General features: G+C 63.7%; 8 protein-coding genes. 3 read left to right on the top strand and 5 right to left on the bottom strand.

Annotated elements, in window-relative coordinates:
- On the top strand, positions 1-966 hold a 966-nt coding region (locus VEK15_31395), incomplete at its 5' end, for a hypothetical protein (protein ID HXV65242.1).
- Between the two features lie 105 nt (positions 967-1071).
- Here the strand turns inward: VEK15_31395 and VEK15_31390 are convergent.
- From VEK15_31390 to VEK15_31375, 4 genes are all read right to left on the bottom strand, one after another.
- Positions 1072-1461, bottom strand: coding sequence for a type II toxin-antitoxin system VapC family toxin (locus VEK15_31390; protein HXV65241.1), 390 nt, complete (start codon positions 1459-1461; stop codon positions 1072-1074).
- A complete protein-coding gene (locus tag VEK15_31385; GenBank protein HXV65240.1) occupies positions 1461-1715 on the bottom strand; it encodes a type II toxin-antitoxin system VapB family antitoxin in 255 nt (84 codons plus the stop codon). Before VEK15_31385 ends, VEK15_31390 begins: the two co-directional genes overlap by 1 nt.
- Before the next feature lie 119 nt (positions 1716-1834).
- Entirely contained in the window at positions 1835-5272 is a 3438-nt protein-coding gene (locus VEK15_31380; protein ID HXV65239.1) for a UvrD-helicase domain-containing protein, read from the bottom strand.
- On the bottom strand, positions 5269-8529 hold the full coding sequence (locus VEK15_31375; GenBank protein HXV65238.1) for a PD-(D/E)XK nuclease family protein: 3261 nt from the start codon (positions 8527-8529) through the stop codon (positions 5269-5271). The genes VEK15_31380 and VEK15_31375 overlap by 4 nt, the downstream gene beginning before the upstream one ends.
- A 104-nt stretch (positions 8530-8633) precedes the next feature.
- Between VEK15_31375 and VEK15_31370 the strand changes: the two genes are divergently transcribed.
- A complete protein-coding gene (locus VEK15_31370) occupies positions 8634-10268 on the top strand; it encodes a tetratricopeptide repeat protein (GenBank protein HXV65237.1) in 1635 nt (544 codons plus the stop codon).
- Here VEK15_31370 and VEK15_31365 read toward each other — a convergent pair.
- The gene (locus VEK15_31365; GenBank protein ID HXV65236.1) at positions 10261-11103 is read right to left on the bottom strand and encodes a DUF547 domain-containing protein; all 843 of its coding nucleotides are present in this window, start codon (positions 11101-11103) and stop codon (positions 10261-10263) included. The genes VEK15_31370 and VEK15_31365 overlap by 8 nt on opposite strands.
- A gap of 73 nt (positions 11104-11176) precedes the next feature.
- Here VEK15_31365 and VEK15_31360 point away from each other — a divergent pair.
- Positions 11177-11932 (top strand): AAA family ATPase (locus tag VEK15_31360; GenBank protein HXV65235.1); only part of this gene is annotated, 756 nt, incomplete at its 3' end.

The raw sequence follows: 11932 nt of genomic DNA, 5'->3' as shown, positions 1-11932 counted from the left end.
CCAGGGAACGATCCGACGGAGCTCGCGCTCGTCGACCTCGGCGGCGAATTGAGAGAGATCGCCGGTGCCATCGTCGAACGGTTCCAGCGCGGTCGGATGATCGACAACGTCGCGCTCGCTCGTGCTTTCTATCGCGAGTTTCCCGATCGATACGATGCTCTGGTCGTATGGACTGATTTCGAGAGCGACCTCGACGACGCGTTCGCTTTCGCGAGCCCGGTCAGCAACCAGGTTGAAGGCATCGGAGACGGTGTCTTCGACGACTCGGCCGTCTGGGGAAGCTCCGGCGAGCTCGAGAGCTTCGTCTTCATGGGCGATTTGCGACGCTATCCCCGCGATCCCCATGCCCGTGTGTTCGGGGCCGCATCGAGGCCGACGACCCTCGGACTCCTGTCACACGAGATTGGGCACCGGTGGCTGGCCCGAGCCAGGGTGTTCAGGACCGGAACCCCGACGACCGTCCTTCTCGGAAGGCAGAGCTCGCACTGGAGCTTCTTTTTCGACTCCGACGCGTCCTTCCTCGAGGGAAACGAGATCGTGCAGGAGGAGGAACGGAGGTTTCGAACCGCCGAGACCGTCGCCCGATATTCACGCATCGATCTGTATCTCATGGGCCTCGCCGCCGCCGCCGAGGTTCCGCCTTTCTTCGTCGTCACCGAAGCCACGGCGTCCGCAACTCTGGGAGACTTCAATCACGAGTCGCCTCCCCGCGTCGGTGTCGTGATCACCGGGACTCGGACCGACCTCACGATGGACGACGTCGAGCTGGCGCTGGGACGACGACGGCCCGACTTCGAGTCCTCCCAGAAGATGTTTCGCCATGCCTGGATCTTTCTCGCGCAAAGGGATACATGGCCGACGGCCGAGGACGTCGCCCGCCTCCAGGAGATTCGAAACGCTTTCGTCCCCTTCTTCAACGAGATGACGCTGGGGAGGGGACACCTCGAAATCGGCGTGATTCCTTGATTCCCGCTGTGAGCCCGATGTTCCCCCAGGGCTCCGTCCTGGCCCAAGCCGCGATAAGGCCTCTAAGGGCCTACGAGTCTTGAACTCGCATCCAGTCGAATCCCCTTATGGGACTCCACGAATGTCCCTCTTCGAGAAGTCGGCGCCTTTGAACAGGAGCGGCTCGCCCGAGGTCCGGGCGAGGGCGTAAGCAAAGACGTCCCCGAAGTTGAGCCCGGCGGCGTGACGGCCTCTGCCGAATCGCCGATAGGCCCGCCGCGCTTCGGAGACGTGATCGGTCTCCACGGGAACCACGGTTATGTCCGCAGTGCGGATCAGCAGGTCGAGCTCGCGTCCGCCAGCGTCACCCTTTCGCGCTTCGATCACGATCGCCGTTTCGAGCAGAGTCGCCGCGGAGACGAGACGGGTGGGGTCGTCCTCCACGGCGGCTCGGAAGTCCTCCGCCTCGGGTTCATCCAGCAGGAGGGCCAGCAAGGCCGACGTGTCGAGAACCATCAGCCGGGGATGCCGCGCTCGTCGTAGCCGATTATCTCGTCCGGAGAGCGATCGTCGAGGGTTGGAAGCTGTGCGCAGCGCTGCCCGATCTCTCGAAGCTCGTCGCGCAGGCGGCGACGCCGTCCCCGGTGTCGCAGGCGGGTCAGGCGCTCTCGCAGGGCGACGATCACGGCTTTCGTTAGCGTTTCCCCGGTGCGTGCGGCTAGCTCCCGGGCCAGCCGATCGGCTTCGGGATCCTTGAGACTCAGCGCCATCGTCTTCCTCAGAGCTAGAATTATACCAAGCAGTCTAGATAGCGTCTAGCAGAGAGTGCCATGAACTGGGAAAGCCAGCTCTTGCCCTCGCCTCCAAGCCAGGATCGGTACTTGGGCAGCTACACATAGAGAAGTACACCCTTTGCCGGCGCGAGGGTCGCGGCCTCGACGGCGCGGGCGTACAGTGCTACCTGACGCCGGTAGGACTCGGCCGTCATGTCGATGCGCAAATCGGTCTTGAAGTCGACGATCGTCCAATGCGTCGCTCCGCTCTCACGAAAGACCAGATCGGCCACGCCCTCCACAACCGCTCCTTTGTTCTCACGGTGCATCAATGGCATCTCCCGGTAACACAGCTCGGCTTTAGTCGCCCGGGTGAAGACATCGTGCTCCAGGGCGCGAACCACGACCGCGATCGCGGCGAGGATCTCCTCTTCGGTGTTGCCGAGCACCCGACCGAGGCTCCGCGCAAATGCCCCGAGCTCGCTCGCATCCGTCTCGAATGGCGCTCGGGCCAGAAGCTCGTGCACCAGCGAGCCGAAGCGCTTCCCTGCAGGGCGCTGCGGATCTCTTCCTTCGACCTCCAGGATCTCGACCCCGCTTGCTCCCTCGACTCCCGCGGTCTTCTCTTCCTCGACGAGCCGCGTGACCGTTGCCACCGTCATGTTCGGCTCGCTCCCTCGTCCGACTAGCGAGTCTCTTTGCTCGAGCCACCTGGCGTACTCGCGCGCTCCCTCGCCCGGCTCGCCTTCCGCACGTTCCTGGAGGATCCAGTGACGGCGCACCCCGGGTTTGGGTGTCGTCTCCAGCTCGAACAGCGAGGGGTCCCACCAGACGACCTCGTGTCGACCTTGTTCCGCCCGGTGAAGACCGGGACGGATGCCCTGGCCGGGTAGAATTGGTGCGCGCGATGGGCGGTCGATTACGGTGTCTTCCCCCTGGAAGCGGGGACATTTCGGCGCCACGATCGGGAACCGGTACTGCTTGTGCGGGGGATAGAAAGCCGACAGCAGGGGGCCCACCCATCCCTTCGCCTGCGGTTCGTCGGCGACGACCGGAACCGCGAGAACGTCGCGAGCCCGCGTCGCCGCGACATAGAGCAAACGCAGGCTCTCGGCTGCGTCCCGCTCCGACTCCTGCGGCTCGTGATCGAGCAGCTCCCAGGGCGAGCTTCCCGCCAGGCGAATGGCGAAGAGACTCCGGTCAGGATCGACGTGGCGGGTCGCGCCCATCGAGAAGGAGCAGGTGATGTCGCAAAGTATTACGACGGAGAACTCGAGCCCCTTGGCCTTGTGAACCGTCATCAGACGAACTCCCTCGACGCCGTCTTCGGCTATGGGCTGCTCGTGGCGGTTGGGCGATTCGGCGAGCTCGTCGAGGTAGTCGACGAAGCCGCGGAAAGACAGCCCGCCCGACTCCTCGAAGCCCCGCGCGATTTGCACGAGCCCGAGAACGTTCGCCAGGACCTGGTCGCCCGCCTGCCAGAGCGCGAATCCCGCCTGGGCGCGTGTTGAGTCCAGCAGCTCTCGAACCGTAAGGGCGATGGGACGGTGATTACGGCCCTGGTGGAGCTTCGCGATGAGCTCGAGCGCTTGCTCGACGTCGCGATCATCTCCTTGCAAGCTCTCCGAGCTCGTCTTTCGGAACGGATGGAGGGCACCGTGGCGCGTGCGATAGGAGAAAAGGCTCTCGTCGGAAAGACTGAAGAGCGGGCCCCGCAGAGTAGCGAAAACCGACAGCTCGTCGTCCGGCCGCTCGAGCGCGGTCAGCGCCACGCGCATCGCCTCGATCTCTTCCCGCTGATGAAATCCCCGTCCTCCAACGAGGACGTGAGGGATGTCGAGCGCCTGGAGCGCGTCGACGTAGGGCTGAGTCACCAGCTGTTGCCCGCTCACGAAGCGACGGAAGAGAAGGCAGACGTCTGAAGAGCCAACAGGCCGCGGTTCGCGCGTTGCTCGGTCACTCACGAGCCATCCGCTGTCGTCGATGAGCCAGCGAATCCAGGAGGCGACGGCGGCCGGCTCGGAACGCTTGATGGCGTACTGGGTGATCCTCCCCCAATCCCCGTAGGGCCGTGGAATGGGAATCGCTACGATAGCAGGCTGGCGATTCGCCATCGACTCGCGGTAAGCGTCGAGGGGAACGTAGTCGGCCTGGTGATTGTCCGCGATCGGCTTCATCGCGCCGGCCATCGCCACATTGACCAGCTCCTGGATATCGGGCACGGAGCGAAAGCTCGTGGTCAAATAAACCGGTTTCGCGCCGGCGGCGATGAGCTGGCGTTTCACCCGCTGATAGAGCGCCACGTCGGCGCGGCGGAATCGATAGATGGACTGCTTGGGATCGGCGACGACGAACAGCTTGCCGGGAATCGGTCGAATCCTCCTCCAGTCGTCCTCTTCGGAACCGTCCGCGCTCAGCAGCAAGAGGATCTCGGCCTGTAGAGGGTCCGTGTCCTGGAACTCGTCGACGAAGATATGGGTGAATGAACGCGCCAGCTCGGCGCGAACGTCGCGGTCGTCTCGCAGCAAGTCCCGCGCGCGAACGAGCAAGTCGAGAAAATCGAGCCGGCCACGCTTCTCTTTCACCGTCTCGTATTGCCGGACGAGCTCCCGAAGCTCGTTCTGGAGGTGGGCTGCGAGATCGGCACCCGATTTCTTTCTGAATTCCGCCTGCGCCGTCCTGAGCGCATCCCGCTCCGCCAGCAGGTCCTCCCGGCGGACGTCCTCGCCGTAAGGTCCCCGTCCCTTGCGCCAGCCGAAGCCCAGGATCGCTAGCCGATGCTCGAGAGCGTCGTAGTCCCTCTTACCGCTGACCTGCTCCTGGGAGCGCAGATCCTGGACGAAGGCGAGCACATCGGCCAGATCCAGATAGAAATTGTCACGCGGGTTGAAAGGGTGGCTCGCCTTGTCCGAAAGCGAAATGATTCGTTCGGCGAGCTCGTCGATCGCCGATTCTCTGTCGATGGGACGTATCTGCCAGTTGGCGCGAAAGTCCCGCACGTCGAGAAGCGAGCGCCCGGCGCGGTAGAGCTCGTCGATCGGGCCCTGCTCGCGGACTGCCTGACGCCGGAGCAGGCGCCGGATACCGGGCGGTGGATCGGCGAGAGTCGTTTCGAGCCACCGTTCGAAGACGCGGTGGTACAGCCGCTCGGTCTCCTCGTCGGTAGCCACCTCGAAGAGTGGATCCACACCGGCCTGAAGCGGGCGCTGCTTGAGGAGGTCGCTGCAGAATCCGTGGATGGTGCCGACGTGCGCCTCTTCGAGCTGCGAGAGACCTTGCTCGAGTCTGGTGATCACCGCGTCGTCCTGAGAGCTGGCTCGCCCGTCCTCGAGAGCGCCCCGCAACCGCAGCTTGAGCTCGCCCGCGGCCTTCTCGGTAAAAGTCACCGCCACGATGCCCGCTAGCTCGCCACGGCCGGTCTTGACGATCTCGACGATGCGGCTGACGAGTGCCGTCGTCTTTCCCGTGCCCGCCGCCGCCTCGACGACCAGGGTCTCATCGAGCGCCTGCCGAATCGCTTCTCTCGCCTTCGCGTCGGTCAGGTCTCGATTCACGTGAGATTCCTCAGCCAGTTGAGCGGCGACAGCCTCGGGTCGTTCTCCTTGCGCTTCGCGTCGATCTCCATTCTCGGTCCGCAAACGGGCAGATAGTCGCAGAATCGGCAACCCAGAGGTGGTTTGGGATTGGCGGGAAAGAATCCTTCCTCGATGATCTCGTCGAGACGTCGCTGGAACTCGGCCACGACATCGAGGGCTTCCTCGTCCGGGCGGACGACGCGCTCCGAATAACCCCCGCGCACCGTGCAGTAATAGAGGCGTGCCGATTCGACGTCCTCACCCGTGAGCGCCTCGTAGGCGAGCGAATACAGAATGGGTTGGAGGCTTTCGCCACCGTTCAGGATCGCATTCTCGGGCATCCAGACCTTTCCACTCTTGTGGTCCGTCACCCGAACTTTGCCGTCGCTTCGCTTCTCCACGAGGTCGATGGCGCCGCGCAGCCGGAGTCCGTTCGGCAGGACGGCGACCTGGAGCGTACTCGTCGGATCGGCGGGTCCTTGAGGTCTCATTCCGAAAGTGAATTCCCGCCGGTGGGGGACGAAACCCTGGGAGCTCTCAGCCTCGCGACGAAGCCAGCCCCGCAGATCGAAGCGGATACGCTCGATCTCGTCCTGCCAGATGCGATCGATTGCCGGGGCAAGCTCTTCATAGAATCGTTCGGTCACCTCGTCGAACACCGCCTCGAAGGTTCTCAGGACGTCGTCGAGGCCCTCGGCGGTGACCGGAAGCTGTCTCGTCTCCGCGAGTCGCTCCAACACGTAGAACTGAGCGTCGTGAAGAATGCGGCCTCGCGTCAGGGCGTCGAGGTGGGTGACCGATTCGGCCGTCTCCCGCGGTCTCAAGCGGACGATGGCGTTCAGGTAGAAACGATACGGACAGGCGGCATATTTCTCGAGAGACGTGACCGAATAAGCACGGGCGCCGAGGCGATGTTCTCGAAGCTGGCTCTTCGCCGCGGGCGAAGGTTCGAGGAAACCATCGACCGGCGTGAAGCGCCCCCCCCGCCCGCGCTGAAAGCGGGCGCGAAGCGAGCGGGCCAGGGTCGGACTCTCGCGGATTAGATACCGCCCGGCGCCCGGTTTCTTGGATGAAGAGTCGGCCAGAAACGCTAGGTCGAACTCGGTCGTGTCAACCGCTTTCGTCCGATCGCGTGGTGCGGGCCAACCGAGTCGTGCGCCGGAAGTGCTCGCCGCCTCCCGCTCGAGCGTCTCGAAATCGGGAAGGCGGCCCTGGCTTGCGCGAGCGACCTCGAGGAGATAGAACGATGGAACCTTCGCCCTGCCTTTTCCAAGATCCAGTGATGGGTAGCTGAATACGATCTTGCGGGTTGCGGCGCCGATGGCGATCCGAAGAGCCAGCCTCTCGTTTTCGATCCGATCCTTCTGAACCGGAAGAGCGCGGTCGAGCTTCGATCTGGCGGAGTCGAGCAGCAATGGGTCTTCCATGATTTTCCGGGGGAACATCCTCTCGGCGAGTCCCGGTACGAGCACGACCTCGAAGCGCATCCCTCTCGCGGACTCGACGGGCGCTACCCAGACCTTTCCGTAGCGGTACCCCGCCGGTTGTTGGGACAGCAGGGTGAGCCGTTCGGCGAGGACTTCGCGAACCTCGAAAAGCCCGACGGGACCGACGGCCGACATGGGCCTGAGCTCCTGGAGGAGCGACACGACACCGTCAGGATGCGAAAGGGACTTGACGGCGAGTCCTTCGAGCGCATCCAGCCAACCGCCCCAGGCACTCGACTGGGGGAGCTCGGCGAGCCTCTCGATGAGAGGAAGGGCACAGCGTTTGAGATGATCGAGATCCTCGCGCTCGCGACGGAGGCTGTCGGCTTCGGCGCTGGCGTCGTCGGCAAGCTCGGCGATTCGGATCTCGAGCTCGCGACCGAGGCCCGCGAGCCGGCGCTCCCAGCGATCGAGCCCGCCGATGACGGCGGCGTCCACGAGCAGTTTTTCCCATCGCCAGGGCGCACGAACCCGTCCGGCGATGACCGGCGCTTTCTCGGGCTCGTCGATTTTCTCGGGCTCGGCGAAAAGCTCGAGCTGAACCGGCTCCCGGTCCCGAGGTTGCGGAGCGAGCGCATGACGAGCCGGTGCCCACAGAATGTCCTCCTCCGGCTCCGACACCGGCTCGCCTTCGGCGGTCACCTGAGGCAGCTGGGAAAGAGACAGGTACTCGGCGAAACGCGTCGCGGCCAGTTCTTCCGCCGCGCAATCGAGTAGTGAAAGAAATGCACGTCCCGACGGATCGGGACGAAGGGTTCCATTTTCGAAGTACCCAGGAATCGAAGCCCGCCGGAATGCCTCTTCGAGGTGCGGGGTGTAGGCCTCTGGCGAGCGGAGCAGGACGGCCATCGTGTCGAAGGACGTACCTTGTGAGGCTTCGGCATGGATGGCGCGGGCGATCTCCACGGCCTCCTGGGCTTCGCCGGGAGCGGACAGGATGACGACGTGCGAAGTCGCTTCGCGCGACGGCGGCGCCTCGCCCGAGAATACGAAGCGCTGGAGATCACGGATGGCGGAGCTGGTGCCCTCGTGGAGAGAAATCCGTTCGGGAGATACCCGGAGAGCTTCCGCCAGCCGCTCGAGCGATCGGGTATCCCCTTCGGGTACGGTTGCGAGTATCGGTGCGTGTTCGGCGATGGCCTCGATCAAGGCGGCCTCGAGTGGTGAGTGAATCGGCACGTCGAGCAGTAGCGTAGGGCGATCGATCCCGCGAGCCGCGTCACTGGCCAGCGCGAGGACACGAGCCCGATCGGCGATGCCCCTCTCGAGCGATTGCTGCTCGTATCGCGATAGAAGATGGGCCAGGTACTCACCCGTACCCCCCAGCATCTCCAGCGACGGGCTGGAAATCTCGTGATGACGGCACTCGAGCAGGGTCGTCGTCAAAGCGCGGACGAGCCCGGGGCCAGCGGCGACGTTCTCGAATGGCCCGAGGCGTCCCTCTCTTCCGGCCTCGTGGACGACGCGCGCCATCAACGCCTCTTGACCGAGCCGGCTGTGTGACGCGGTGGCGACGCGGGCCATCGCCGAGGCCGCGAGACGGAAGGCGAGGCCGTCGAGAGTGGTGCGAACGCAGCCGAACAAAGAACCTTGTGTGAGTGCTAGTTCCCGAACGAAGTGGTCCGCCGACTCCTGCTGCGAAGAGACGACGAGGAACGGACTCCGGGAAGCTCGCTCGATGAGCCAGTCACGGCCTCGCTCGCGCCGGGCCGCCGCGGACGAGCCGACGAGGAGCCGGTGGCGAGCCATGACGCATGGTAGCCCGGCTCAATGCACGAATGAAACACGGCATGGTTGAATCGAATCGGTGCGAGGAGTTAGGATGGCAACGATTTTCCTGGAGGAGGGATGTCATGAGGACTTTTCCGGCGCTCCAGTCAGCGATGGTCGTGGGCCTCAGCTTGCTATTCACCGCGGCCGGCATCGCACAGGACGAAAAGCCTCTGGACCAGAGAGAGGTCAGGAGAGCTCTCGAGCTGGCCGAGGAGAGAATGAAGGACGGAAAGCCGGCCGAGGCGGGAGGGTTCTACCTTCGCGTCTTGCAGGACTATCCCGAGAGGGGCGACGTGCGTTTGAAGCTCGCCCGGATCTACAAGGATTTCGAGGAGTGGGAGAACGCCGCCGATGCCTATGCGCTCGCCGTCGAGCATCTCGAGGACGCCGCAGAGCAAGCTGAGTGTTACGAAGGCATGGTCCTGGCTTACGCGAAAACGGCGAACTATCCCAGGGTCGTCGAAGTGGGGCCGAAAGCCGTCGAGACGAACCCGCAAAGCGCCGACGTGCACGTGAGCTTGGCCCTCGGTCTCGCCAAGACCGGGGCGCTCTCCGAAGCCGCGGCGATGGCGCGCAAAGCGCTCGAGCTAGCTCCCACGAGCGCGGTCGCCTACTCGACGCTCGGAGAGGCATCGCTCGCCGAAGGGAAAGTCGACGAGGCCGAGAGCGCGTTTCGAAAAGCGCTCGAGCTCGATTCCTCGACGGCCGAATCACAGGCGGGTCTTGCTGACATCCTCTACCGCAAGGGGGACTATCAGGGCGCCGTCGACACTGCCACCAAGGCGATCGAGCTGAACAGCCAGCTCACTCGGGCCCGAGCCGTCCGCGGGCTCGCCAACAACGCGCTCGGCAAGCCGGATGAGGCTTACTCCGATCTCGCCATGGCCATCACCGTGAACCCGAACGACCCCGATGCGAACTTGGCCTTTGCCCAGGTTTACAAGGCGCAGGGCAATCTGACCATGGCGTCGACCTACTACCAGAAGGTCATCGACCTGAATCCGAACAGCACGGACGCCTATCTCGCTCTGGCCGAAATATACGTCTCCCAGGGAAAGCTTCAGGAGGCGGGCACGCTCATGTCCCAGGCATTGGAGAAGATGCCGGACAACGCCAAAGCGCATCTCTACATGGGGCTCGCCCACGAAGCTTCCGGTGCCAACGACCAAGCCCTCGCTTCGTTCTCGAAAGCTGCCGAGCTCGATGATGCCCTCGCCGAGGCTCACTACCGGAAAGGCCGCCAGCAGCGCATGCAGGGTCAGAAGATGGAGGCGCTTCCCGAGCTCGAGAAGGCCGCGTCACTCGAAGGCGACAATCCCGACTACCTCACCGAGCTTGGTGTCGGGTACTACGAGGCCCAGCAGCTCGACAACGCCCACGGCACGCTGCAGAAGGCGGTGTCTCTTCCCGACTACCAGAACGCTCTGGGCTGGGCCTATTATGGCGTGACGCTCAAGGACAAGCAGCAGTTTTCCGATGCCGCCCAGTACTTCCAGAAGGCCGTGGAGGCCTACCCGAACTACGGGCTCGCGCACTGGGGATTAGCGTGGTCCAGTTTCGGCCAGATCAAGCCGGGTTGTCCTTGCACCCCGGAGGACGAGGCGCTGGTCCAGACGCTCGTCGAGCATGCGAAGCTTGCCGCCCAGTACGGGGTCAACGATCCGGCGCTCACCGAGAGATCGGACATTCTCGCACGGGGGGAGAAAGTCAAGTAGATCGGTTCAGGCCCCAGTCGTAGTCGCGGAATCGCACCCTTACCTTTTCACCGCGCGACGTGATCCACTCGCGCAGCGGGTCGTCCGCGTACTTCCTGATGAACGCAGCGAGGCTCGGCTCGCTCCCGCGAAACTCGGGATTCACGAAGTCCTCGCCATACCACTCGAAGATCTTCGTCACGAGCAGGGCGTCATCGACCACGGAGACATATTCGGCGTCGGTGAGAACGTTCTTCGTCGCGGCCTCGAGCTGCTCGTCCAGACGCTCTCCGTCGAAAGCGCGCACCGGGAGCGGCGGGCAGGAGATGGATGCGCAATTGACCGCGAAGTGCACTCGAGGATCTCGAAAGACTGGTCGAAGTATGTCGTGCTCGATGTTGTCCAGGCTCAGCTCGAATCCCCCCACCACGTGTCGCTTACGAACGAAAACGTCCGCTATGTCGCGGATACTCTCGATCTCGTAGGCACCGTCCTCCTTCACGTGATCGAGGATCGACTTGACCGTGTAGGCATTGTATGCGTTGATGAAGAGCGCCTGGAGCTCGGATGCCGTCAGGCGCGCCAGGTCCGCTCCGGCGAGAGCGTGGAGATAAGCGTCGAGCCTTTCTTCCTCCTCCTTCAGTCCGGTGTAGTCGAACCGGCGGCCTTCGCTCTTCGCGTTGGCTCGCAAGATGGCATCCCAGAGCGCGTGATCGAATCGATCCGAGCCCTCGGCGATGCCGCGATCGATGACGGCGGCAATTTCGCCCTGGACTGCGGTTGCCCGGGGAGCGCCGCAGGCGGCGGCGAAGACGAGTGGCAGCAGGGCGGACCCAAGGACGCGTATTCTCGGCATCTTCTGACTCCAGAGAATATACAATTGGCTAGACCATTCGTGATAGATTACGCTTACTTTCGAACGTAGATCGATGTACGAGGCCTTCTACGGCTTTCGCGAGAAGCCGTTCAACCTCACGCCCGATCCGAAGTTTCTCTACCTGTCGGGCAAGCACCACGAAGCTTTCGCTCATCTGGAGTTCGGGCTCCGGCAGCGCGGCGGGTTCATGGTGGTTACCGGGGAAGTGGGAACGGGCAAGACGACGCTCTGCCGCTATTTCCTCGACCGGCTCGACCAGAACACGCTGAGCGCCTTCATCCTCTACCCGGCGCTCGGTGCCACGGATCTCTTGCGATCCGTCAATCGGGATCTCGGGGTAGAGAGCGACGCGACATCGGACAAGGATCTCGTCGACGCCCTGCACCGCTTCCTGCTGGACTCCCACGAGTCGGGCAAGAGCATCGTTCTCGTCATCGACGAGGCTCAGAATCTGTCCCGAGACGTGCTCGAGCAGGTCCGCCTCATCTCCAATCTGGAGACCGACACCGAGAAGCTCATACAGATCGTCTTGATCGGACAGTCCGAGCTCAACGACAAGCTCGCTCAGAACGATCTGAGGCAGCTCGCTCAACGCATCACCGCCCGATATCATCTGACTCCTCTCGAAGGGCGCGAGCTCAAACAGTACATCCGACATCGGCTCGCGGTGGCCGGGGGAATCGGCCAGGTCGACTTCACGTCGGGCGCGTTCCGGGCTATTCGACGCTACTCGAAAGGAATACCGCGGCTCATCAACTTGATCTGCGATCGTGCGCTTCTCGCCGGTTACGTTCTGGAAAGGAACGAG

This window comes from Vicinamibacteria bacterium, from assembly GCA_035620555.1.
Lineage (GTDB): Bacteria > Acidobacteriota > Vicinamibacteria > Marinacidobacterales > SMYC01 > DASPGQ01.
The sequence above is the reverse complement of the archived record's forward strand: the minus strand, read 5'-3'. Positions and strand labels throughout refer to the sequence as shown.